The organism is Chthonomonas sp. (assembly GCF_035294505.1).
In the GTDB taxonomy this organism is placed as follows: Bacteria; Armatimonadota; Chthonomonadetes; order Chthonomonadales; family Chthonomonadaceae; genus Chthonomonas.
In genome coordinates, this window is record NZ_DATGKU010000182.1 from 73992 (window position 1) to 96899 (window position 22908).

A 22908-nucleotide genomic window follows, 5' to 3' on the forward strand; every position below is an offset into this window, starting at 1 on the left:
AACTATGAAGCGCCATGTCAATAAAGCCACTATCATGCTCGTGTTGCTCTGCTTTTCCGCGGGTATGGTCAGCGCCGATATTCTCGGCTCGCTGCTGAAAGCGGGTGGAGTGGCTTTGATCATCGGCAAATTTGGGCCACAAATCAACAGTGCCATCAACCATCTCACACGCACGCCCCAAAATAACCCCACTTATGCCACCAAGGTGGTGCCGGTTATTTCTGCCGGTGACGGCACCGAGGTGGGCGGTGTGCAGGTGATGGGGCCGCGTTCAGCCGTGAATAAGGTGCAGGCCGTTGTTCAGTTTGAGGGGCGTTTCAGTTCGATTGGGCTTCGCATTCGCGGGCTTGTTCCCGTAGAGACCAAGAGCATTAAGAACATCCGGCGAATACCCGGTGTGGGCATAAGCGGCCTGCTCGACATCAAGTTGTAACTCCCTCGGTCTATCAACAGTCTCTTTATAACGGCAGGCCCTAAGTCAGGTCTGCCGTGCTGCTTTTCAGCATCCTCTGAACGCCGTTCTAAATGGGTAGGAATCTTTCCGAAAATGTAGGAATATAGAGCACAACAGCGTCAATTGGGTGTGCCTTCGGCCGTTCAGGCAAAAATCCTAGCAAGTGAGGGAAAGGCTATGCTTCAGAAAAGCCCTTTCGCTATCGGCAGCTTCATAGGGTCTAAGATCGCGTTCCTTATCTGCGTTGTAGGGGGGGTGCTTTGTTTGTCTCCAAGACAAGCGAAAGCGGATAGCGCTCTACGCCCCGTCCGCGTCTTTGTGGGCGGCAAGCCGTTAGAGGCCTCGACATCGCCTCTGACCGATGGTAGCGAAACCTTTGTTCCGCTCGACATCCTTACGCTGGTAGGGGCACAGGGGCATCTCAACAAACGGGGAGATGCTGTGCGGATAACCTACGGGCATCCGATACAGGAAGCCGAGCTTGCCGTTGCGCGACCGGAGGGAAAACCTATGTTGGCGCTCTCCGACCTAGCCCGCCTGCTTCCCGCCGATATTCTTACGGTAGATAGCCATGCCAATGGGGCGTTGAACGCGACAAGCTTCGACGAAGTTTATCTGTTGGCGCGTGTAACCGATGTGCGCTTACAGCAGGGGGCCATACGCTTTACCACCTCCTTTCCTGTGCCCTATCAGGTGCGTATGATAGATGAGGATGGTCAGCGGGTGGGCTATGTGGACTGCCTTGGTGCGAAGCTAGCTCCTGATTTGCTGAATCAGACCCTGCCCGACGATGACCCGCAGACGCAAAACTTACGGGTGGGGCAGTTCAAGCCCGACGTAGTGCGCGTGGCGGTGAATCTGCCCTTGAGCCTACGGGTACGTGCAGGGGATGGACAGGCCGATGCCGAAGGGCAGGTTATCGTCGTGTTGTGGAAAGACCCAAAAGGAGCGGCGAAGATGGCTGCAATGGCGAATACCGGTGGCACTGCGAAACCCCAAGGCCCCGGAGGGCTACAGGTGCCGACGACGCCGGGGGGAGAGAGCACGGCCGCCCCGTCGAACGAATCGGCCACTAGTCCTGCGGTAAACCAAACAGGGGCGGCCACCGAAGGGGCGGGGGAAGGGAACAGTCCTGCAAATCCGAATGCTCCCACGGCAACAAAGTTCGTCCAGATTCAACGCATTGTATTTGAACCGGACAACGATCAAAGCGCCACGCTTCGGATATTTACAACGGGGCCTTTGCAGCCTTCTATTCGCTACACGGAGGACGGTGGGTTACAGCTGGACTTGCCCGGTGCCGTTTTGGCCCTCACCGATTCGACCCAAGCCGATCAAAGCTTCCGGCATCCTCTATTAACCGAAGTGCAAGCCATTGCCCTCGATCAGACGCCTCCGGTGGTGCGTATCCGGTTGCGTACCCCGCGCTACGATGGGTTTGTGCTCGATCCGCGAGCCGATCAGGTGGTTTTGCGTCTACGCCTGCCGCGCAACGCGACAGGGGTCTTGGCAGATAAGCTGATTGTCGTAGACCCAGGACATGGTGGTTCTGCAACGGGGGCAACGGCAGGCGGCTATGCCGAAAAGAACATCACCTTGGCCATTGCGCTCAAGTTACGAAGAGTTCTCGAGGCGTGCGGCGCGCGCGTGGTGTTGACGCGAGACCGAGATAGAGATGTAGACCTGTCTGCCCGGCCAGCCCTTGCGAACGCCATTCATGCCGACTTTTTCATCAGCATTCACAACGATGCCTGTAGCCATCCAGGAGAGGCATCCGGCACCACCACCTACTACCATATGGAGGACCCAAGCAGCAGGGCGTTAGCCAACTGCGTGCAACACGCTGTGGCGGCCGTAACGGGCTTGCCCAGCCGCGGCGCCCGCTCCGATAGCAGCCTCTATCAGCACGGGTTGGCCGTACTGCGTGAAAGCCAAATGCCGGCCATTCTCATTGAGGTGGCCTATATTGATAATCCGGTGGATCGGCGCAAGCTCATAGACCCAGATTTTCAAGAAAAGGTGGCCGAGGCCATCTGTCGGGGGCTGCGACTCTACATTGAGGGGCATTCGCAGACGGCCCTGTTGCTGCCTAAAGACAGATAGAGACGGCTGAATCGAATCGGTACCGAGCCTTCCTAAGAGCTGCGCACGGGGCGGCGGCTGTGCAGACCGCACTCCGTTTTTTGTAGTCCGGCCCAACGTCCCGCGCGTTCATCCTCCCCTTCGCGCACGGGGCGCGTGCAAGGCCAGCAGCCTATAGAGGGATAGCCACGGTCGTGGAGAGGGTTGTAGGGCACGTTATGGGTGCGAATGTAGGCCCAAACATCCTCGCGAGTCCAATTCGCCAGTGGACTTATTTTGACTAGGCCGAATTTGGAGTCCCATTCCACAATGCCGGCCTGAGCGCGGTCGGGGGTTTGATCGCGTCGAATGGCGCTTACCCACGCATCGAAGTCTTTAAGCACCTTACGAAGGGGAACGATTTTCCTTAGGCGGCAGCACTCGTCGGGATTGGTGTGATAGATCGGGCCGCCAAAACGGGCTTCCATCTGCTCAACGGTCTCTTCAGGACGCACAAAATGAACGGTAAGGCCGTAGCGCTCCTGAATGCGTTCCCTCAGGGCCAGCGTTTCTGGGAACTGGTAGCCGGTCTCAAGATTGAAGATAAAAGGAAGTTTTGCAAGAGGGCCGAATTGGGCCAGCATATCTAAGAGAACACAACCTTCTGCCCCAAAGGCGGTGGCCATGGCCAGCCTCTCTCCGTAGATTTTAACCGCCCAGGCCAGAATCTCTTGAGGGGAATGCTCTTCCAGGCAGTTACTCAAGGCGGTAAGAGCTTCACGGCTTGGTGGTGGCAGGGTCATCGTTCTCCTCTTTCTAAATCTGACTAATTCGATAAACTAACTAAGTATATGAAGTATATCAGAAATACGCTCTCCCTGTCAACAAGTTCCCAAAAAATCTTGCCGGCCTAAAAGCAAGGTGGTGAATGCCGAAAGGGAGCCTACATTATCGGGGGTTGCGAAATGCGCCCTACCGCATAGGAGAAGCTTTTAGCGTCGTCGGGCTTCTACCCTAACCAGAAAGAGAGAACGAAGAGCACGGATACAAGCACCAACAGCGGGTTGATCTCGCGCCAGCGTCGTTGCGCCAACATAACCAAAAGATAGGAGAGAAATCCAAAGCCGATTCCTCGTGCGATGGAGTAGGTGAAGGGAATTGTAACAATGGTGATAAACGCCGGAAACCCCTCTTCCAACCGATGAAATTCGATGTCGCGAACGCTCGAAAGCATGAGAAACCCCACAATGATAAGGGCAGGTGCGGTGGCCTGCGCCGGCACGATGATGACCAGGGGCGAGAAGAAGAGCGCGAGTAAAAAGAGAATGCCAACGACGAGGGAGGTCAGACCGGTGCGTCCGCCTGCAGCAACGCCGCTGGCGCTTTCTATGTAGGTGGTGGCGCTCGATGCACCGCAAAAGCCGCCCCAGAGTGCGGCGAACCCATCTACAAACAGAATTTCACGGAGACGGGGCAGGCGTCCCTCCGCATCCACAAGATTTGCCTGTTGCCCCACGCCGAGTATGGTGCCCATGGCGTCGAAAAAGTCGCTCATGACAAAGGCCAGAATAGTGGACCAAAGTGCCGGATGCAAAGCGCCAAGCACATCTGCTCGCCCTAGGGTAGTGAATTGCGGTAGTTGAAGGAGTTGGTGGGCGGGAGGAAGGGAAACGACTTTTGTGAAGAGGGCGATGATGGTGGTACAGAGAATACCTAACAGCAGCGCCGCGCGCCAGCGAAAAGCTACAAAGAGAAGAGTAAGAGCCAGCCCAAGGCTGGCCACAAGCACCTCTTTGTGATGAAAGGAGCCGTAAGTGAGGGGGGCATCGGCAGTGTTGGCCTTTACAAGGCCGGCGTTCACCATGCCAAGGAGGGTGATGAACAGGCCGATGCCCACAGCTATCGCTCTTTTTAGCCCCATGGGGATGGCGTTCATAATGGCCTCGCGGGCCCGGGTGAGCGCGAGCACGGCGATGATCGCCCCTTCAATCACCACGACGCCCATGGCGGTTTGCCAGGGAACATGGTGCTGCAAACAGACATCGAAGGTGAGCACGCCGTTAAGCCCCATGCCTGGAGCGAGGGCATAGGGCGTGTTGGTTAACAGTGCCATAAGCAGGGTAGGAATGGCGGCAGTAAGCGCTGTAGCCGCTGCCAATGCGGACGCGCTATGCTGTAGGCCCGGAATATTGGAGAGAATAGAGGGGTTTACAAAGAGAATGTAGGCCATTGTCATAAAGGTGGTGAAGCCTGCTGCCACCTCCGTGCGAATGTCCGTATGACGTGCTGCGAGGGTAAACCGTTTTTCAAGCATTTCTCTCTCCTTTTCCATAAACAGACAAGAGGGTACCCGTAAGGCAAAGCGCATCCCTTTTGGGGCTTCACGCTAGCACTCGTTGTCTACCTCCGGCTCCATGAACATTTCAAGCTGACGCGGGTCGGTGACCTCTGGAGTGCGGGTGGGGGGCATGGGGTGCGTACCGCGGGCACTGTGGATGGGGGCATTGCGCACACGATGGCAACGGCGACAGCGTGCCTCATAGGTCTCCTCTGCCCCGATAAGGATGGTCGGTTCGTTCCAGGAGGCGGGGCGTCCGTTCACAAGGCGTTGGGTACGTGTGGCCTCTCCCCCACAGACTTTACAGATAGCGTGCAGTTTAATGACATTCTCGGCGAGCGCCAGCAGGGTGGGCATAATGCCAAAAGGCATGCCACGAAAATCCTGATCGAGACCTGCCACAATCACATCTATCCCACGATCGGCGAGGCGTTGGCAGAGGGGAACGATGGCTTCATCGAAAAATTGAACCTCTTCAATTCCCACCACATGGACCCGTGGGTCTAGAAGTGTCTCAAGGGTGCGGGCATCGGGCACGGCGATGGCCTGAAATCGCACACCGTCGTGGGTGCTGATAACGGTGTTATCGGTGCGGGTATCGAGTGCCGATTTAAAAACTTGTACTCGTTTTCGGGCATAGAGGGCTCGCCGTACAAGCCGAATTAACTCATCGGTTTTTCCGGAGAACATACATCCACAGATAACCGTTATAGAGCCGGGCTGTCTGGTGCGCGTAGGCATCGCTTCTCTCCACGCCTTCAGAGGTGAGTTGTAAAGAACTTTACAAGCAGGTGGTCATACTCGGGCAGCTCTTCTGGAGCTATCCAGACATGGCCGGATTTCGGCAGCACGTGAAGCGCACGGGGAGGGCAGGCGGCCGCATAGAGATCGTAAGCATCTTTAACGGGAACGATGCGATCGTGTTGCCCGTGAAATAGCAGAACGGGCCTAGGAGCGATCTTGCCGATGGCCTTCAGCGCGGAAACCGCATGAGGAGAGATGGGAATCCAGCGCCGGCCAATGGAAATGGCCAAAGGGGTGATAAGCGTTCCGAGAGGGCCAAAAAGTAAACGCCCGCGCCGAATGACGGCGCGTTCAAGGGTGGCGAAGGCGCCGTGAGTAACAACCGCAGCCAAACGAGTGTCATCCGCAGCGGCCATCAAGGCCACCGAACCGCCCATGGAGTGCCCATAAACGCCGATGCGAAGGCCATGCATCTCCGGGCGGGCAGCAAAGTAGTCTACCGCCCCAAGCAGATCGTTTGTTTCTAAATAACCGACCGTACAGACATGCCCGCCACTTCGTCCCGATTTACGAAAGTCGAACAGGAGTGTGTGGAAACCGGCCTCCCGCAGAAGTCGAGCCCAGTAGAGCATCTCCATGCGATTATAGAGATGCCCGTGACAGAGAACAACCCCACCAATCGCCTCGCCTTTGGCCGGTAGAAACCAGCCACTCAGGGCGATGCCATCGCGTGAGAGAAAGGTAACCTCCTCTAGCCCGATGCTTCGGGCATCTTTGGGTAAAAAAACGGGAATACGGGGTGGGTGTGTGGCGATGTAGGCGTAGCTAACTGCAAGACCACCCCACAAGAGGCCACCGGCGATCAGGCCTAAGCCGAAATAGGTGGGATGAAAAAAGCGTTTTGTGCGGATATCTTCGCGTGGTTTAAGCTGGCGGCTCGGCATGTCTATAAGTATAACGCATAGTCCCTGATTTAGTCTCTACGGCGGTAAAGGAGGAATGGGGGTCGCTTCGAAGCACGCTTCCCACGCCTTTATTGTTGCAGCATCAACTTCAAAAATAACTACAAGCGTTTATAGCCTACTTATCAAAAAAACCTGCCTAAATCCCAAAAAAGCAGACGCTGTTCTGCTTGCGGAGACGGCTTGGAATTTGCTATAATCGGCGCGTTGTGGGCGCAAATAGTCGCGTCCCCTCCTTCACAGATCACTTATTACCCTTTCATGCCCGCAAGAAGCGGGCCTCGGTTACGGAGGCAGCGAGTGAGCGGAAAGCTCGAATTCGGAGAGGAAGACCGCACGCAAGCGCTGCTCCAGGTATGGGACCTTTGCCTGGCTCTGCTCTCCACAAAGGTAAGCCCGGTGACATTCAATAGTTTTCTGAGCGACACACGCCCCCTAAGCTATGTGGGCAACGTAGTGACTCTGGGTGTCGCCAATCCTTTTGCGAGAGAGTGGTTAGAGAGCCGTGCGGCCAACGCCATTCGGAGTGCCCTCGAGTTTCACCTCAACACGAGTGGGTTGCAGGTGAAGATCGTGGTCATGCCGCGTGAAACGTCCGTTCCTGGTGCGGCATCAGGGCGTAAGGACGCTTCGGATGCGAAGAAGGTCTTGCAGCCAAAGCTGCCTTTGGACGAAGGGGAAGAAGCCGGTGCCGCAGAGGCCATGGCGGCAAAGCCCTCTACCACGCCGCCGCGCGTTACCTCCAAATCTGCCGGTTCTCGCTCGGCCTCTAAAGGGGCTGTGCCGACTCTGCCAGGGCTGCCGCTCAACGAGCGATTCACCTTTGAGACGTTTGTGGTGGGGCGTTCCAACCGTTTGGCCTTTGCGGGAGCGATGAATGTGGCGGAGCGTCCGGGAGCCGTCTACAACCCGCTGTTCCTGTATGGAGGCTCTGGGCTGGGCAAAACCCATCTGCTTCATGCCATTGCGCACGCCATCAAACGCACCAACCCCAAAATGCGGGTGGCCTACGTTTCCGGCGAGTATTTTGCGCAGCACTATATCAATGCCTTAAAGGAGCACGCCACCGATGAGTTTCGCCGTCAATATCGAGAGATAGACGTTTGGCTGGTGGATGACATTCAGTTTATTGCCGGTAAAGAGCACACCAAAGAGGAGTTCTTCCACACTTTCAACGTGTTGTACCAGAGTGGAAGGCAGGTGGTCATTGCCAGCGAACGCAGCCCGCGCGATCTCAATACCATGGACGAGCGACTGCGTTCCCGCTTCCAAAGCGGCCTTATTGCCGACATCGGGCCGCCCGATTTGGAAACACGCATCGCCATTTTGGAGATGTGTCGGCAGCGGGAGGGCGCCGAGGTAAGCGATGAGGTGCTGCACTACATCGGCAGCGCCATCCAATCCAACATTCGTGCGCTGGAAGGGGCACTGACGCGCCTTCTGGCCTACTCGTCCGTCATGGGGGTGCCGCCCACCGTGGAGCTGGCCCAGAACGTGCTTGGCGAGTATCTCATTGATAAGCCTATCCCGGCAAGAGGGCTTACACCCGAGGCGATCATTCAGGCAGTTGCCGACCAATTTGGTGTAGATGCCGCCGAGATCGTGGGCACGAATCGCAATAAGGACGTGTCGTTGGCACGCCATGTGGCGATGTATCTTTGTCGAGAACTGCTGCCCGAGCAACGCGCCCGCCATATTGGAGCGGCCTTTGGACGGCGCGACCACACCACGTTTCTTTATGCGTGCCAACGCATCATTACGCTTCAGGAGATCGATCCGGAACTGCGGCAGACGATTCTGCGACTGAGGCGCTCGCTCGGGCGCTAGGTGCCAGTGCAAGAGAGTTAGGATGGGCGACCTCGGCGACTAGCGGGGCTTTAAAAACGTACTCAAAAAGATCGCTATTGTTTTGAACCCCCCAAACCTCTAGCTCACACTCGGCATCGCTTATCAGGGTAAGCACAAAGCGCCGTGGCGATTCCTCACGTCTAAGGCGAATATCGCGTACCAAACCGAGATGGCTACGGTCGAGTCCTTCTGCTACCCGTAGCAAGGCGGCCAAAACGCGCACACGCCGACGCTCCTCGCGGTTCAGGTCGGCCATATTAGGATGCTTCTTTTTGGGAATGCCTTTGCGATGATAGAGCGCCACGTTGGCGATGATATCTATCTCGGTGTCGTCGAAACCCAGCAGGTCGGAGTTGCGGATGATGTAGTAAGCATGGCGCTGGTGATTGGAGTGGGAGAGAAAGGTGCCGATGTCGTGCAGGATGGCCGCATACTCCAGAAGCTCGCGCGAGGTATTGCCGTAGCTATGTTCGCCCAATTGACGCAGTTCATCGAAAAGACGCAGCGCTAGAAAGGCCGTGTGATGCGCGTGATCGGCCTCATAGTTACAAGCTCGCGCCAGCTGAAGGATGGATCGGCGCCGTACCGAAAGCGCTTGAAACTGCTCGCGTGTTCCCTCTTGGCGTAGAAGATGGTCGACGAGAATGCCCTCCCGTAGCCCTCGTTCGCTGGTGGTGATGCGCTCTGCTTCCACCTGTTCCAAAAAGGTGAGCAGAATGGCGGCTCCTCCGAGGATGATGTCGGCGCGAGTGGGGTCCATGCCCGGCACCTGGCGGCGTTCCTCAAGAGGCAGACGGCAGAGCAGCTTCACCACCTCGCGCAAATCCGCCGTACGAAAAGTGATGCCGCCGCGCAGGGAGGGGGAAGGCGTCGGCTTTGGAGAGGCCTCTGCGTTACCGGTGTAGTGTGCCACCACTTGCCCCAAACAGTTGATGGTTCCGGCGCTGCCGAGAACGAGATCGAAACCGGTTTGTTGCACACGACGAGCCACCGGGTTTGCCACGGCGCGTACATGGGCTTGCACTTTAGCAAACAGCTCAGGGCTTATCGGGTCGGGCGTGTCGAAAAAGAGGTTGGAGAGCCGAATGGCACCGAGCTTCATGCTCTCTAAAACCTCATGCCCTTCCGAGGTGCCTACAATAACTTCGGTGCTTCCCCCGCCAATGTCAATAAGCAACGCCCGCTTAGAACCTAGCTCGATGCCGCTGGAGACCCCCAACCAGATAAGGCGTGCCTCCTCCGGCCCGGAGATCACACGTACCTCTATACCGGCCTCACGACGTACTCGCTCGATGAACTCTTCCCTATTTTCGGCTTCTCGTACCGCTGCAGTGGCGAAGGCGACAATTTCATCGGCGCCAAAACCGCGCGCCACGTCGGCGAAACGGGCGCATACCAAAGCTCCCCGATCGATCGCCTCCGGCGTCATGCGATGGGTGGCGAACTCTCCCTCACCTAGGCGCACCATCTCCCGATGCTGGGCAAGGGTGGTGATGTGGTTATCGTCTTCAATGCGTACAACGGCCAAGCGAATGGAGTTGGTACCGATGTCTATCGCTGCAAAAACATGACTCATGCTATGATTCTACCTGTCTGCGCTTCGGAAACGGTGGTTTACGCTCAATATTCTTAAGTAGGAGCTACGCGAAGCACGGCCGCTCCGTTGATGCGGTCTTGCTTCAGCGCCTGTAAGGCCTCGTTGGCGGCTTCTAAAGGGAACTCTTGGGTGTGTGTGTGCAGGGGAATGGTCTCGGCCAGATGCAGCAGCTCTTTGCCATCTTGACGGGTATTGGCGGTGACGCTGCGTAGGTTCCGTTCGTAGAAAAGGTGTTTTTCGTAGTCCATCGAAGGGATGGGGGTCATATAGATGCCGGCTAGCGCGAGGGTGCCTCCTTTATCGAGGTCAGAGAGCGCAACAGGAACCAGTTCTCCGGCGGGAGCAAACAGAATGCTGCTGCGCAGTTTCACCGGGGGGCGCTCCGCCGTAGAGCCTACCCACACGGCTCCGAGCCGACGGGCCAGCTCCTGATGTTTTTCATCGCGAGTGCATACGTAGACAGGACAGTCCCAATAGCGAGCGATCTGAATAACGATATGAGCTGAAGCCCCAAACCCGTAAAGGCCCAGCGGCTCGCCTGGGTGAAGGTTACTGCGTCGCAGGGCACGATAGCCAATGATGCCGGCGCAGAGAAACGGTGCCGCCTCCCGTGAGGAGACGCCCGGAGGGATGGGATAGATAAACGCCTCTGGCGCCACCACATATTCTGCATAGCCACCGTCTGCATCGTAGCCGGTGAAGATGGGGCTATCACAAAGGTTCTCTTCTCCGCGTTTGCAGTAAGAGCACTTCCCGCAGCTTGCATGAAGCCAAGCTACCCCTACGCGGTCGCCTATTTGAAACCGTGTGGCATCAGGCCCGCGACACTCTATGGTGCCTATGACCTCGTGGCCCGGAATAATAGGCAATTTGTGTGGTGGCAACTCTCCCTCCACCACGTGAAGGTCGGTACGACAAACACCACACACCTCAACGCGAATGAGAACCTCTCCGGAGTGCGGTTTCGGCTTAGGCAACTCTTGCAACTGCAGGGGCGAGCTCTCCACCGGCCCCGGTTTCGTAAGAACCATGGCGCGCATGGTACAATCTCCCTGTTCGCCCAGGTTTTGAGAATAGGAATGAGGCCTCTCGTTTTTTATGTACGATTTTGGCCGAGGTTCGGTTATTTCGACGCGATGTTGTGGAGGGCAACGGCTCCGCCTCTTAGTTTACAACATTTTCTCAAGCTTGCCGAAAAGGCTTGCGTCGCGAACGTACTAGTCATTTGATGAGGAAGATGCATACGCTCATTCAACAGAGAGGATGGGAAGGCTTTCGGGTGGGAAATTTGTCGATCTCACCGCCGGTGGTTCTGGCGCCTATGGCGGATGTAACGAACGGAGCTTTTCGCCGGCTTGCCAAACGCATCGGCCGGCCCGGCCTCGTCGTCACCGAATTTATTTCAACTACCGCTCTGCATTATGGGAATAAGAAAACTTTGAAGATGTTCGACATAACCCCCGATCAGCGCCCGGTAGCGGTGCAGATATTCGGGGCCGACCCGGCCATCATGGCGGAGGCCGCCCGTATCGCAGTGGATATGGGGGCCGATATTCTCGATATCAACATGGGCTGTTGGGTGCCCAAAGTATGTAAGACGGGCGCGGGGGCTGCCCTTATTCGTGATCCCGACACGGCCTGCCGCGTAGTGGAGGCGGTTGTGAAGGCCGTTTCTGTGCCGGTAACCGTAAAAACACGCCCCGGATGGCAGTACGGCGATTTTGCCACGGCAGAGCTGGCGAAGCGCTTTGAAGAGATCGGCATTCAGGCGCTGACGCTTCACGCACGCTTTGCCGTTCAGGGGCATGAGGGGGCAGCCGATTGGGCGCTTATTCGTCAAATGAAAGCGCTTCTTTCCATACCGGTTATCGGCAACGGCGACGTGAACTCACCCCAAGCGGCGGCGCGTCTGATAGAGGAGACCGGATGCGATGGTATTATGGTGGGGCGTGCCGCGATAGGCAACCCCTGGATACTGCGCGACATCGTCCATTTTCTTCGCACCGGTGAGCTTTTGCCACCTCCTACACTTCAAGAGCGGGCCGAGGCCGCCCTCTCTCACCTTTGCGATCTGGCGCAAAGTATGGGAGAAGAGCCGGCCGTACACCACCTCCGAGGCCAGCTACCGCTCTATTTCCGTGGGTTTCCCTACGCCGCGCGTTTTCGTGAGAAGATAAGCCATGCCAACACCGTTGAAGAGGTTCGGAGGCTTATCGAAGAGCTATTTCACGCCCAACTTATGGTATGTGAGTCCGCTTAGGCCCTACCTCACCGGCCTCCACCATGTCGAGTAGGGCGTTCCCTTCGTAAGTGAGAGGAAGGTCTACGCGCCCCCGAATCTTGCTGCTGTAGTAGGTAGCAAAGATAACTTCGGTGGATTGAATGGCGAAATCGGCGGAGAGGAGCGAGCGATGATTTGGGTTTTCGAGCTGAAGAACAACATCGGCGGCGCTGCGGCGGTGCTCATCAAAAGGCTCTTGCGCAAACTCTTTCTCCTCCCACGCCTTTTTGCCGGTAATGCGATATTTGCGCTCCGAGAGCACCTCGATAATTCCCTCTTTACCTACCAAGCGGTGGGTGCAGCCGATGCCCGCTTCATGGCCGGTGACCATCCAGCCTCGCACCCCATTTCGCCATTTGAAGTGGCATAGCCCTTGTTCTTCGTGATAGGCCCCAAAAATACGTCGCTCCTGGCGACTATCGAGTTGGCCGATCACCCATTCCGCCGGGGTTTCCTGGTTGTAGAAAAACAGCATATCCAACCAGTGCGTGCCCCAGTCGAAGAGATTGGGGCACTGCGCCTCTATCTGCACCAGTTCGCCGATATCGCCCCGTGCCACGGCGTCGCGCACGGCTTGAAACACAAGCAGATGTCGGCGCTGGTGGTTAAAGGTGAGTTTGGCTCCGTGGGCATCGGCTGTGGCCTTCATCTTTTTGCAATCCCCCCACGTGATGGCCATGGGTTTCTCGCAATGGATGGCGCGCACACCGGCTTCGGCGGCGGCCATAACCATCTCCGCGTGGAGGTGCGGCCACGTGCAGATGCTTACGATGTCGGGCTGTTCGTGGGTTAGCATCGTGCGATAGTCGGAATAGACTTTGGGGGCGACATGGTGCTTCTCCGTAAAAACCTTTGCTGCCGATGCGTTCGGCTCGGCAATGGCTACCAGCTCGACTTTTCCGGTAGAGGCAAAGGCCGGATAGTGGATATGGGCCATTCCAAAGCCGGTAGCCCCAGGTGAACCGTGAGGGAACCCTGTACCGATAATGGCATAGCGATAGTTTTGAGACATCGGTTTCTCCTAAACGCTTTTTTCTGAAAAACGGCGTGCTCTTTCCTGTGCACAAACCTTTGGTATCTTGTTGTTAGCTTTTCGTAGGGCGTGTTCCTGCCTCTCTTGCTCCGCAAAAAACCGGTTTTTGCGGGCTGGCGCGATTTTCTCTTTACATCTTGTGGGCTGCCGTGCTAGAATATAAGAGATGGTGTTCGTATGACCTATTTTCTCAAAGTTTGTTTCTGAATAACGTAGCACAGTTAATTCACGCTTTTGAGGAGTTCCCGATCCATGTCTGACTTCGATGTTGAGTTCCAGGAGCCTTCGCTGGCCGTAGCAACCACCCGTGCGCCTGAACCACAGGATGCGAGCGAACCGACTACGCCGTCACCTTTGCGCACTCCTGAGGCCTTTGAGGCCTACTGCGCACAGGTGCAGTCACGTCTGGCTCAGTATGCCCAGCAAAGAGCCAACTTTTTGCTTGCGGCACACGATCGTCTGACCCGTCTGCTCGCTACCGCGCGCGCGGTTGAAGACAACAATCTCTATAACGAACTGTTGCAATATCAGATGGCCACAAAAGAGCTGCTCGATGCGCTCTCGCAGGTCACCGATGGTGCAGCGCTCTCGTCGCTGCCTCATACGCCAAAACCCTACTCTTTGCCCTCCGAACAGGGGAACAACAACCTCTTCCGCGAGCGGACAGACTTTTCGCCTCGGCCCTTTACATCGCTGGCCCGCACGGAGGGGCGTCCGACCGCTTCTCCTTTTGCGGCTGCCCGTGTTCCTCGACATCCTACACGTCCCTTGATAGAGATCGAGGCGGAAGCAGCTCAGATGCGTGAAGACCTCAAAGTATGGAAAGAGCGATTCCCGCTTCAGAAGGAGAACGGGGAGCTGAACATCCCCAACATAATGCGTCTTCGGGCCATGGCCTTCCGTATGCGGAAACTGGAGGAGGAGGCCGGCGACACCGAGGTGACCGAGGTGACCGAGTTGCGCAAAGAGATACAGCAGCTGCTTGAAGAGGCCGGCGATAAAGAGTACTGTGTAGCCTTCGACTACGATCTGGAGCCGCGACCCCTTCCTAACCAGTGGGCGGAGCTGGCCGAACGTCAGGAGGAGACGGCACGCGCCCAAGAGGCTTATGAGTGGTGGATGGCCCACAACAATCAGCTTACCGTCTCCGACCTACAGCCGCTGGCCGAAGCCGTAGCGGCCACCCAACAAAAGTTCAATCGCATGCTCTTCCGCGTGGGCGCACGCGATCCTTACCAGCAGATTCTCTTCGACAATCTGCGCGCATGGGCCCGCGAATCGCAATGCTATCTGTTCAGCTTGCGCCCGCGTGTGCCTATGGCCGAATTGGTGGATAAGGCATCGCGTCTCGAAAGCGCCTGGGAGCAAGCTCGTATTCCGGTAGAGGCAGCCACACGTCGGGCCGCCGTGGTGGATAACCTCGTGGCGCTTGTCTCCGATCCCAACTTTGGCTCCGATCCAGAGCAGGATGAGGCGCGGCTGCATGAGGCCTTACTGCGCTGCCAAAGCATAGGGGTCTCCGCGTTGGATCAGCGTCTGCGCGATGCTCTCGCGCCCTGGGTCTCCTTCCTTGAGAGCGATCCCCGCTTGCGCGAGGTGCTGCGTGAGGCGAGCATGGAGTGGGATAGACGTATTAATTCGGACTACGAAGAAGCCTCTCTGAACTCCGTGCAAGAGCTGTCTGAGGAGGACCTAGAAGCCGTTCGCGCCGAAACCCGCGGAAAACGCCTCACCCTTATCGGTGGGTTGCCACGAGAGGAGAATCGCCGCCGAATTCAGGAGGCTCTGGAGCTTGCCGAGGTGAATTGGCCCGAGATGCGTCCTTCCACCCTGCTCAGCCATTTCGAGCACGACATTCAACAGACCGACATTGTGGCTCTCAGCCTGCGCTATAGCCGAAAAGAGTGGCGCGGCGTGGCCGACATCTGTGCGCGCGAGGGCAAGCGTTTTGTGCTATTGCCTAACGGCTTTGGCCTCGCCGATCTCGTGAAGGCGTTACAGAGCCAACCGCCTCAACCTGTGACAACCGTACGGCGGCGCACCTCGCGAACGATAGCCGACACGGAATAGCGTTTCTCGGGTTAAAAACGCAGGCCCTGCTTCCAAGGAAGCAGGGCCTTAGTTTTAGCATTTCGTTCAGTTCTAACGAACGCCTAGCAGTATCTCCATGGTCAGCTGATCGAGTTTCTCATAAGCGTAGCCGCGCTTGCCGAGGGCGACGCGATCAAACTGCATCTCTAGGATGCGTTGGGCATTGCTAGGGGAGTAGGAGCGGATGAGGCCGCCAATGCCGTCCGGATCGGCGTTCAGCTCGTGAAGCAGGCCTTGAATTTCGGGGTCTGCGTTAAACCGCTCGGCCTTCTCTTTGAGGATGAGATAGGTACGCATACAGCCGCGCGCGAAGTCCCACACTCCCTCTTCATCTTCGGTACGATAGGCGTGGGCGTCGAAATGACGCATGCCCTCGTAGCCGCTCTCCTCTAACAGCTTCACCAGGAAGAAGTTGGTTTTTAAATCCTCCGCACCGAACCGGTAGTCTTGGTCATAGCGCCCAATTTTCTGGCCGTTTAGGTCTATGTGGAATAGTTTGCCGGCATCAATGGCTTGGGCTACGGCGTGAACGAAGTTGAGGCCTGCCATGGTCTCGTGAGCATATTCCGGATTGAGGCCGAACTTTTCGGGGCGGTTGAGAGTGGCGATGAAACCGAGCGCCGCCCCCACCACCGGCAGATAGATGTCGCCGCGCGGCTCGTTTGGCTTCGGCTCTATGGCAAACTTGAAGTTGTAGCCCTTCTCGATATCGTACTCGGCCAAGAAGTTCAGGCACTCCCGATAGCGCTTCAGCGCCTCACGCGCGTCTTTGCTCGCATCGGTCTCTACGCCTTCCCGGCCTCCCCAAAACACGTAGACCTCCGCACCTAGTTCGGCGCCGAGGTCCATGGCGCGCATGGTCTTTTGCAGGGCATAAGCGCGTACTTTCGGGTCGTTGGAGGTGAAGGCTCCGTCTTTAAACACGGGGTCATAGAACAGGTTGGTGGTGGCCATAGGTACCCGCATGCCGTAGTCGTCGAGAGCCTTTTTGAACTCGGCCACAATGCGGTCGCGCTCGGCAGCCGTGGCATCTATGGGCACCAGGTCGTTATCGTGCAGGTTTACGCCGTAGGCGCCCAACTCGCTCAGTTTTTTCACAATATAGGTGGGCGACAGAGGCTCGCGGACGGCATTTCCAAAGGGATCGCGCCCCACATTGCCTACGGTCCAAAGTCCGAAAGTGAATTTATGGTGTTTTTGAGGGGTATAGTCGCTCATCTTTTGCCTATTCTACCTGGCGGGAACGCCAGGGTTTCTCTCCTTTCCGTTGCAGGGATTTCTCTTATAAAAGATTCGTGGTATCTGCCGCATTCTCCTGCTTAACATTTTGAAACCTTTAGGCGGGTGTATTCGCGAAAACGTCTCCAAAGAAACACGGCTCGTGTTGAAGGCCGGTTAGGTGACGAAGTCAAATGCCGGAGCCGTTGGCCGGCTGAAGTTGAGTAGCCTGTGTCAGCATTTGGATTCCGGTCTCGAAATCCTTTTGGCGGCAATAGGCAATACCGAGATAGGTTGCGGCCAGGGCATCGTTTGGGTCTTGCCGCAGGGCTTGGCCCAAGAGGTCTACGGCCTGGGTAAGATGGCCTGATTGCAGGGCTTGAATGCCCTGATTGGTGAGGGATGCGTTGTTCGTGTCCATCGTTCTCTCTCAAAGAACAGATTTGGCTTTTGTATGTTTTTGACGGAAGCGATGTTGTGCAGGAGATTCTAGATAGTAACGCGAGATTCCTTCTTTTTGGAGGACAATTTTTAGATAAAGATCAGACAGTGAAAAATCAAAGTCATGCATGAGTAGCCCTTGCGCTCTCGTCCGTCTTATGTTAAAATCCGTATATGACCAAGTTATGTGCGACTGCCTGGCACGGCGCATGAAGAGGGCTGACAGGTCAATAATCGAACTTTTAGGAGAACGAGATGTCCTTACCCAACCAGCGTGTCATTCCCGCGCTTCGTATTACCGATGATGTCTTAAGCAAGGCCTACTATGTTGAGAAGCTCGGCTTTTCTGTGGAATGGGAGCATCGCTTCGAGCCGCATTTTCCGGTATTCATGTCCATTTGTCGCGATGGCATGCGGTTATATTTAACCCAGCATAGCGGCGACTGCGAGCCGGGAGGTCTTGTTCATTTTGTGGTAGAGGATGTTGCCGCTTTATATAAGGAGCTTCAGGAGCGAGGGGCGGTTGTGCGTGTAGCCCCTAACGACGATTTAGGTTTTCTCTGTATGACCGTGCAAGACCCCGATGGGAATCAGCTGTGTTTTATGGAGCCGCCTCCAAACCATCCCTCGGATAGCTGAGCCTCTCGCTGCATCCGTCGGCTCCAGCATCCTGCAGTTATAGCGTGGAAGGGTTTCCACGTTCCGTTTGATGGCGGCTGGAGCGAACAAAGTCATGCATGAGTAGCCCTTGCGCTCTCTTCCAGCTTATGTTAAAATTCGTTGAATATGGCCAAGTTATGTGCGGCTACCTACGTGTATTGTTTGTAATGAAAGCGGCACTAGCTCCGGTATTCATGTCCATTTGTTTAGGGAGGGGAGAAGTGCTGAGGAGCCCAAGGTGAATTTTTCTGAAGATAAGGAGTACCAAGCTTGTACGCCCATAGCGGTTAATCGCAACGCATTTAATGCGAATTGTGAGTTGCCCTATGGGCTACAAGTGGAGCATGTGGGCCGCGCTATGGAAGATTTTATCTATTTTTTAGATCTTGTGAACCATCAACTGCATGCAAAAGGAATCCCGCGCCTTGAAAGCCTGCTTATGCCGGCTATGTTTAGTGGGTTGGTCGGTGAGCTTATTAGTTCTAGCATTCCTAAGTACTGTCCCTACTTAGCGCGAAATCGTTACCCTAATGGTCATCCCGATTTGATACCTGCTGGAATGTTTGCCGATGATGCCATACATTACGCCCATGAGGGCATTGAAGTGAAGAGTTCACGACGGTTAAGAGGTTGGCAAGGACACAACCCGGAAGCGGTCTGGCGTATGGTGTTTTGTTTTGATAGCAATACCCTTAATGATGACCTCAATAAGAGATCGCCAAAGCCGTTTCGGTTTAGAGGGGTATATGCGGCGAAGTTAGACTGCGAGAATTGGATTTTCTCCGGGCGTTCGGCTACAAGCCGAAGAACGATCACGGCTAGCGTGGCTCTCAGTGGTATCGCAAAAATGAAAGCAAACTGGGTGTATGAAGACCTAAGTTAACGGAAAAGAGATCTGCATCGCGCCCGTTTTGATGCAAGATAACCTAGGAATAGCTTGTAGGCTCAATAGATAGTACTCTCTATTCCTCTCAATTCCGATGGCGCTGTAGCCGATCGCTTCTGCTGCAGCCACGGTAGAGCCGGAACCCATAAAAGGGTCAAGCACGATCCCTTCACCAAGTGGCAGTGCCGCGTAGACAATTTGTCTCAAAAAGGACTGAGGCTTGAGACTAGGGTGGTTCGCGACTGCACGCTCTTTTTGCGGGGTACGCTCGCTCTCGATAACGTCCTCAAACGGGTTCCCATCCGGTTTACGCCGCAGTCCTCCTGTCTGAAAATGCCTGAGACACTCCCCAACCGTCATGCCTTCAGGGAGCGGTTTACGGAAAATTCCCCAAGGTTCGTAACAACCACGAGGCATAGAACAGACATCAGGAAACTCACTCTCCGCATTCTTAGGCCTGTCACCCCCTCGCAGGGTTCTCACAAGCCTGATCACTTGACCACGAAACTCAAAACCTGCGTTGACAATGGAGGTGAACACCGCTTGAGAGAGAAAAACATTCGATGCTAAGAAGAGATGACCTCCAGGTCGTAGTACCTGCAGTGCTAACGTAGCCCACTCGTAAAAATATTCCTGAATACGATCGCGCTCTTGCATGTTTAAGGCCGTGAATCTTGGTAAGGGCGCTCGGGTATGCCCATCAAAAGAAGGGGGAATGCGCCAAACACCTCCGCGGCCGCTTGAGCGCTTTTCAAGTTGCTCAAAATCGTACTCTTTGACCCCGTAGGGCGGATCGGTTACGATGGCATGAAGGCTGTTCGGCAGGACGGCTCGCATCCACTCAAAACAGTCGGCAAGAATCACAACAGACTTCGTAAAAGTCTGGAACTCATAGTCCAATGTGTAGGCAGCTTTTAGCCTTTCTGTAGACATGCGACAGATCACAAGGGTAGATGGCTGAATTGTACAAGTAAGGAAGCTGGCGTGTCAAGGGATTGCTGAAATGCAAGAAGCAAAGCGAAAAAATCCTTGGCCTCTATCGAAAGAGACAGGGGTGCAAAGGACTTAGGCGATCCCAGAACCAATCGCCTGAAGCGCCGCTTACTCGTTCTGAGAAGCTAGACCGTTGGCTCCGCTGTTGGAGGCCGACTGGAGGGGAGTATGCGCCAGCTCGCCGGTGATGCGGGCGGCTTTGGCAGGGGTCATCCCCTCTAAAATAGAGGCCACTTTGCGCTCGTCCATCTGCTGTAAAAGCACTACCACCTCGCTTTCTGGGAGCTTGTCGAGAATCTGGTTCACTTTGGGAGCATCCATCTTGCTGTAGATTTCGGCCAAACGCGCCATCTGTGCCGGATCGAGGGGTGGGGGTGGGGCAGGCGGCGCTTGCAGAGCCTTCTGCTTCTGCTGTTCCCACGCGGCGCGTTCTTGTTCAAAGGCGCGTTGTTCCGCCTGCAAAACCCGCTGCTGTTGAGCGAGCTGTTCCGCCGTGAGAGGCGATCCGGCCGCTGCCGTTTTGGCCGACGGCTTTTTCAAAGGGCGAAAGCCCGAAAGCCGCGCCACCGTGCCGAGAGCACCCTTTTCACCTGCCCATTGGCGCGCCGGCAACACACCCATTTTGGCCAGGCCGAAAGCCACGCCCAGTGCAAGGCAAAACAGACTAAATGGGATAAGAATCATCCCCCACTTCTTCATTTCGACTTCACTCCTTCCTCATCGCTAAAACTGGTTCGCCACTAAGGGCTGGGAGGTTGTTGGCCCAACATGCCGAGGATGCGCCGCACATAGTTCTGTGTTTCCGGATAGGGAGGGATGCCGTTGTACTTCTGAACCGCGTGGGCGCCCGCGTTGTAGGCCGCGAGGGCTAAAGGCAGACTGCCGTTGAATTTGCGAAGCAGGCCTGCCAAAAGCCGCGTGCCGGCAGCGATGTTCTGCTCGGGGTCGAAGGGATCGGTAATGCCAAACTCCTGTACCTCTTCCGGCATGAGTTGCATCAGACCCATTGCTCCCTTATTGGAGACCTCTTTCGGATTACCGTCCGATTCCTGTGCGATAACGGCACGAACGAGGTCGGGGGAGAGACCGTTAAGGGCCGCATATTTGTTGATAAGCCCCTCGATGTAGGGGGCGAAATGGGGCGCTGTGGGGGCCGAGTTGGCGAGAGTGGCCTGCAAAGTTAGAGGAAACGGGGTGATCGGCGTTGAGGGCGGACCTGCCGGAGTCGTTAAACCCGAAAGGGCACTGGGCGCCGGAGCCGATGCAACGGCCGATGGGGAAGGGGGATCGGTGAGCATCTGTAGACGGCTTTCGATCTGCTGGACTCGGGCCAGAACGGCTTCCAAATGGCTCATCATAATTTAGGCAGCCTCCTCCTGATGGGTTGGCGGCGAGAGGGGATGCGTAAGGTTATGCCGCATGACGGCGAGGTCGTCTATCGTCTTCTGTTCAAGCTGAAGAAGTAGCATCTTGTAGTTGGTTAGCTCCTTATTGTAAAGCTTTTCGACCACCTCACGGGCGCGACGGGCTTCTACGAGAGCCGTCCGCTTTTCGTCCACCACGATCTGAGCGGCATCGAGCCTGCGCTGCTGCTCTTCCATCGCCGCCTGAAGCGTTTGAAGGTATCGCTCTCGGTCGGCGATGGAGGCTGCGTCGAAACGCTCGCCGGGAAGGGCGCCTGGGCGAAGCGCCAACGTTTGATCAAATTCAGCGCGCAGTTGGTTAAAGCGTGCCTGAGCAAGCGCCAGTCGCCCCTGGGCGGCGGTAAACTCCTGCTCGCGCAGTTGCTCTATTGTGTGACGGTAGTTTAAAAGGGTCTGTAAGCGAAACTTAAAGCGTCGCATAGTGTAAAAAATGACGGTACGAAGGCCTATTCAGAAAAATGTTGCTGAAAACAGCCTCGTTTTAGAATTATCGGCGCGTTTATTGCGTAAAATTAGGATGGAGGTTCGTTGGAACGGTTGTAGCCTAACGAAAAAGCAGGCCGTTCCACGCAGCTACCTCCTAACGATCTGCTTCTCCTAGACCCGTCTCACGCATTCGCCGACCTCGTAAGCTACTACGGCATACAACAGGTGTTTTCTTCTATGTGGCTTCCGTGTGCTTTGACTAACCGGAGAGATAGACTGTTTGCCAACATTGTAGGAGGAAGAAAACCATGGCGACAAGACTGTGCGATGTGTGCGGGATTCGACCGGCCACGGTGCGGGTGCGCGTTCGGCGTGACGGTCGTGAAACCTACATGAACCTCTGTGAGGCCGACTATGCGCGGTTTCGGCAACGCGAGCAGAGGTACTATTCTCCCTTTGAATCGCTTTTCGGGCGTGGGTTGTTTGAGGAGTTCGAGGATATCCTTAGCTCTTTGCGCTCTCCAGAGGCGGACTGGCCCCTCGGAGGTCGAGTGCCCACAACGTCTTCGGATGACCGCAATGCGGTGGACATCTCCCGCTATTTCAGCGAGCAGACCAAGGAGCTGCTGCAAGAGGCTGCCGAAAAGGCTGCCGAGTGGGGCCAGCCGGAGGTGGATACGGAGCATCTGCTCTATGTTTTAGCGGATAACGAGGTGGCGCAGGCCATCTTCAAGCAGTTTCGCATCTCCCCGGCCGATGTAAAGGGCTATCTGGAGCACAACGCACCCCGCAATGAGAAGCCCTTTGAGGGCAAGGAGCTAGGCGTCTCTCCCCGCGTGAAGAGCGCTCTGGAGCAGGCGTTCATCGCCTCTCAAGAGCTTGGCCACAGCTATGTAGGGCCAGAGCACCTGCTGATCGGCTTGCTGATGGAGCAGGATGGCATCGCCGGCGACCTGTTGCGCAAATACGGCCTTACTCCTCAGGCATTGCGCCAGCAAACGGTGAAGATCGTGGGGCAGGGCGCAGAAGAGGGCAAGGTAGAGACCCCGAGCAACACCCCTCATCTCGATAAGTATTCGCGTGACCTTACCCAATTGGCGCGTCAGGGCAAACTCGATCCCGTGATCGGCCGCTCTAAAGAGATCGAGACCACCATCGAGATTCTAGCCCGGCGCAAGAAGAACAATCCGGTGCTTATCGGGGAGCCTGGTGTGGGCAAAACCGCTATTGTAGAGGGGCTTGCACAGCGTATCGTCAATCATGAGGTGCCGGAGGTTTTGCGCGATAAACGCCTGGTGGAGCTGAATGTGAACTCCCTTATTGCCGGCTCGAAATATCGTGGCGAGTTTGAGGAGCGCATCAAGCAGGTGCTTGACGAGATCACCGCCCACTCCAACGAGATCATTCTCTTCATTGACGAGCTGCATACCATCGTTGGAGCCGGTTCTACT

At 56.0% G+C, this 22908-nt stretch carries 21 protein-coding genes; 8 read left to right on the forward strand and 13 right to left on the reverse strand.

Translation table 11 applies throughout. The features are described from left to right. Nucleotides 1–4 precede the first annotated feature (4 nt). Together VKV18_RS11250 and VKV18_RS11255 are read left to right on the forward strand one after the other, a co-directional pair. Nucleotides 5–433, forward strand: coding sequence for a hypothetical protein (locus VKV18_RS11250; RefSeq protein WP_324204300.1), 429 nt, complete (start codon nucleotides 5–7; stop codon nucleotides 431–433). A 285-nt stretch (nucleotides 434–718) separates the two neighbouring features. Further along, nucleotides 719–2557, forward strand: a complete 1839-nt coding sequence (locus VKV18_RS11255) for an N-acetylmuramoyl-L-alanine amidase (protein ID WP_324204301.1) — start codon at nucleotides 719–721, stop codon at nucleotides 2555–2557. Nucleotides 2558–2589: 32 nt separating this feature from the next. Here the strand turns inward: VKV18_RS11255 and VKV18_RS11260 are convergent, their stop codons facing one another. The 4 genes from VKV18_RS11260 to VKV18_RS11275 form a co-directional block, all read right to left on the reverse strand. After that, on the reverse strand, nucleotides 2590–3318 hold the full coding sequence (locus tag VKV18_RS11260) for a phosphoadenylyl-sulfate reductase (protein ID WP_324204302.1): 729 nt from the start codon (nucleotides 3316–3318) through the stop codon (nucleotides 2590–2592). Between the two features lie 206 nt (nucleotides 3319–3524). Further along, nucleotides 3525–4829 carry an NCS2 family permease gene (locus VKV18_RS11265; protein WP_324204303.1) on the reverse strand — a complete coding sequence of 435 codons (1305 nt, stop codon included), beginning with the start codon at nucleotides 4827–4829 and terminating at the stop codon, nucleotides 3525–3527. Nucleotides 4830–4901: 72 nt separating this feature from the next. Beyond that, the gene (locus VKV18_RS11270) at nucleotides 4902–5594 is read right to left on the reverse strand and encodes a thymidine kinase (protein WP_324204304.1); all 693 of its coding nucleotides are present in this window, start codon (nucleotides 5592–5594) and stop codon (nucleotides 4902–4904) included. Between the two features lie 17 nt (nucleotides 5595–5611). After that, on the reverse strand, nucleotides 5612–6541 hold the full coding sequence (locus VKV18_RS11275; RefSeq protein WP_324204305.1) for an alpha/beta hydrolase: 930 nt from the start codon (nucleotides 6539–6541) through the stop codon (nucleotides 5612–5614). A gap of 318 nt (nucleotides 6542–6859) precedes the next feature. Here VKV18_RS11275 and dnaA point away from each other — a divergent pair, with 318 nt between their 5' ends. Beyond that, on the forward strand, nucleotides 6860–8386 hold the full coding sequence (gene dnaA, locus VKV18_RS11280; protein ID WP_324204306.1) for a chromosomal replication initiator protein DnaA: 1527 nt from the start codon (nucleotides 6860–6862) through the stop codon (nucleotides 8384–8386). On the opposite strand, the gene VKV18_RS11285 is transcribed toward dnaA, so the two are convergent. Both VKV18_RS11285 and VKV18_RS11290 read right to left on the reverse strand, forming a co-directional pair. Next, a complete protein-coding gene (locus VKV18_RS11285) occupies nucleotides 8316–9983 on the reverse strand; it encodes a Ppx/GppA phosphatase family protein (protein WP_324204307.1) in 1668 nt (555 codons plus the stop codon). The genes dnaA and VKV18_RS11285 overlap by 71 nt on opposite strands. A 53-nt stretch (nucleotides 9984–10036) precedes the next feature. Beyond that, the gene (locus VKV18_RS11290; RefSeq protein WP_324204308.1) at nucleotides 10037–11044 is read right to left on the reverse strand and encodes a zinc-dependent alcohol dehydrogenase family protein; all 1008 of its coding nucleotides are present in this window, start codon (nucleotides 11042–11044) and stop codon (nucleotides 10037–10039) included. Nucleotides 11045–11241: 197 nt separating this feature from the next. Between VKV18_RS11290 and dusB the strand changes: the two genes are divergently transcribed. Then, on the forward strand, nucleotides 11242–12264 hold the full coding sequence (gene dusB, locus VKV18_RS11295; RefSeq protein ID WP_324204309.1) for a tRNA dihydrouridine synthase DusB: 1023 nt from the start codon (nucleotides 11242–11244) through the stop codon (nucleotides 12262–12264). Here the strand turns inward: dusB and VKV18_RS11300 are convergent. Then, on the reverse strand, nucleotides 12242–13297 hold the full coding sequence (locus VKV18_RS11300; protein ID WP_324204310.1) for a Gfo/Idh/MocA family oxidoreductase: 1056 nt from the start codon (nucleotides 13295–13297) through the stop codon (nucleotides 12242–12244). The two genes, dusB and VKV18_RS11300, sit on opposite strands and share 23 nt — an antisense overlap. A gap of 273 nt (nucleotides 13298–13570) precedes the next feature. On the opposite strand from VKV18_RS11300, the gene VKV18_RS11305 reads away from it, so the two are divergent. Then, nucleotides 13571–15388 (forward strand): hypothetical protein, encoded by a 1818-nt coding sequence (locus VKV18_RS11305; RefSeq protein ID WP_324204311.1) that lies wholly within the window; start codon nucleotides 13571–13573, stop codon nucleotides 15386–15388. A gap of 72 nt (nucleotides 15389–15460) precedes the next feature. On the opposite strand, the gene xylA is transcribed toward VKV18_RS11305, so the two are convergent. Further along, on the reverse strand, nucleotides 15461–16627 hold the full coding sequence (gene xylA, locus VKV18_RS11310) for a xylose isomerase (protein WP_324204312.1): 1167 nt from the start codon (nucleotides 16625–16627) through the stop codon (nucleotides 15461–15463). 190 nt (nucleotides 16628–16817) lie between these two features. Beyond that, nucleotides 16818–17048: a tetratricopeptide repeat protein gene (locus VKV18_RS11315; protein ID WP_324204313.1), complete on the reverse strand. Its 231-nt coding sequence runs from the start codon at nucleotides 17046–17048 to the stop codon at nucleotides 16818–16820. Nucleotides 17049–17323: 275 nt separating this feature from the next. Between VKV18_RS11315 and VKV18_RS11320 the strand changes: the two genes are divergently transcribed. Together VKV18_RS11320 and VKV18_RS11325 are read left to right on the forward strand one after the other, a co-directional pair. Further along, nucleotides 17324–17707, forward strand: coding sequence for a glyoxalase superfamily protein (locus VKV18_RS11320; protein ID WP_324204314.1), 384 nt, complete (start codon nucleotides 17324–17326; stop codon nucleotides 17705–17707). Between the two features lie 259 nt (nucleotides 17708–17966). Then, entirely contained in the window at nucleotides 17967–18611 is a 645-nt protein-coding gene (locus tag VKV18_RS11325) for a hypothetical protein (protein WP_324204315.1), read from the forward strand. On the opposite strand, the gene VKV18_RS11330 is transcribed toward VKV18_RS11325, so the two are convergent. The 4 genes from VKV18_RS11330 to fliJ form a co-directional block, all read right to left on the reverse strand. Continuing rightward, the gene (locus tag VKV18_RS11330) at nucleotides 18603–19547 is read right to left on the reverse strand and encodes a DNA-methyltransferase (RefSeq protein WP_324204316.1); all 945 of its coding nucleotides are present in this window, start codon (nucleotides 19545–19547) and stop codon (nucleotides 18603–18605) included. The genes VKV18_RS11325 and VKV18_RS11330 overlap by 9 nt on opposite strands. A gap of 168 nt (nucleotides 19548–19715) precedes the next feature. Then, on the reverse strand, nucleotides 19716–20306 hold the full coding sequence (locus VKV18_RS11335; protein ID WP_324204317.1) for a MotE family protein: 591 nt from the start codon (nucleotides 20304–20306) through the stop codon (nucleotides 19716–19718). A gap of 41 nt (nucleotides 20307–20347) precedes the next feature. After that, on the reverse strand, nucleotides 20348–20965 hold the full coding sequence (locus tag VKV18_RS11340) for a lytic transglycosylase domain-containing protein (protein ID WP_324204318.1): 618 nt from the start codon (nucleotides 20963–20965) through the stop codon (nucleotides 20348–20350). A gap of 3 nt (nucleotides 20966–20968) precedes the next feature. Next, nucleotides 20969–21451 (reverse strand): flagellar export protein FliJ, encoded by a 483-nt coding sequence (gene fliJ / locus VKV18_RS11345; protein ID WP_324204319.1) that lies wholly within the window; start codon nucleotides 21449–21451, stop codon nucleotides 20969–20971. Between the two features lie 314 nt (nucleotides 21452–21765). On the opposite strand from fliJ, the gene VKV18_RS11350 reads away from it, so the two are divergent. Further along, a partial coding sequence (locus VKV18_RS11350) for a Clp protease N-terminal domain-containing protein (RefSeq protein WP_324204320.1) occupies nucleotides 21766–22908 on the forward strand: 1143 nt, incomplete at its 3' end.

What these genes read in the sequence shown, in the direction of transcription:
- VKV18_RS11250 (WP_324204300.1), top strand. Translation starts at nt 5, where the DNA reads ATGAAGCGCCATGTCAATAAAGCCACTATCATGCTCGTGTTGCTCTGC.
- VKV18_RS11260 (WP_324204302.1), bottom strand. Translation starts at nt 3,318, where the DNA reads ATGACCCTGCCACCACCAAGCCGTGAAGCTCTTACCGCCTTGAGTAAC.
- VKV18_RS11265 (WP_324204303.1), bottom strand. Translation starts at nt 4,829, where the DNA reads ATGCTTGAAAAACGGTTTACCCTCGCAGCACGTCATACGGACATTCGC.
- VKV18_RS11270 (WP_324204304.1), bottom strand. Translation starts at nt 5,594, where the DNA reads ATGCCTACGCGCACCAGACAGCCCGGCTCTATAACGGTTATCTGTGGA.
- VKV18_RS11275 (WP_324204305.1), bottom strand. Translation starts at nt 6,541, where the DNA reads ATGCCGAGCCGCCAGCTTAAACCACGCGAAGATATCCGCACAAAACGC.
- VKV18_RS11285 (WP_324204307.1), bottom strand. Translation starts at nt 9,983, where the DNA reads ATGAGTCATGTTTTTGCAGCGATAGACATCGGTACCAACTCCATTCGC.
- VKV18_RS11290 (WP_324204308.1), bottom strand. Translation starts at nt 11,044, where the DNA reads ATGCGCGCCATGGTTCTTACGAAACCGGGGCCGGTGGAGAGCTCGCCC.
- dusB (WP_324204309.1), top strand. Translation starts at nt 11,242, where the DNA reads ATGCATACGCTCATTCAACAGAGAGGATGGGAAGGCTTTCGGGTGGGA.
- VKV18_RS11300 (WP_324204310.1), bottom strand. Translation starts at nt 13,297, where the DNA reads ATGTCTCAAAACTATCGCTATGCCATTATCGGTACAGGGTTCCCTCAC.
- VKV18_RS11305 (WP_324204311.1), top strand. Translation starts at nt 13,571, where the DNA reads ATGTCTGACTTCGATGTTGAGTTCCAGGAGCCTTCGCTGGCCGTAGCA.
- xylA (WP_324204312.1), bottom strand. Translation starts at nt 16,627, where the DNA reads ATGAGCGACTATACCCCTCAAAAACACCATAAATTCACTTTCGGACTT.
- VKV18_RS11315 (WP_324204313.1), bottom strand. Translation starts at nt 17,048, where the DNA reads ATGGACACGAACAACGCATCCCTCACCAATCAGGGCATTCAAGCCCTG.
- VKV18_RS11320 (WP_324204314.1), top strand. Translation starts at nt 17,324, where the DNA reads ATGTCCTTACCCAACCAGCGTGTCATTCCCGCGCTTCGTATTACCGAT.
- VKV18_RS11330 (WP_324204316.1), bottom strand. Translation starts at nt 19,547, where the DNA reads ATGTCTACAGAAAGGCTAAAAGCTGCCTACACATTGGACTATGAGTTC.
- VKV18_RS11335 (WP_324204317.1), bottom strand. Translation starts at nt 20,306, where the DNA reads ATGAAGAAGTGGGGGATGATTCTTATCCCATTTAGTCTGTTTTGCCTT.
- VKV18_RS11340 (WP_324204318.1), bottom strand. Translation starts at nt 20,965, where the DNA reads ATGATGAGCCATTTGGAAGCCGTTCTGGCCCGAGTCCAGCAGATCGAA.
- fliJ (WP_324204319.1), bottom strand. Translation starts at nt 21,451, where the DNA reads ATGCGACGCTTTAAGTTTCGCTTACAGACCCTTTTAAACTACCGTCAC.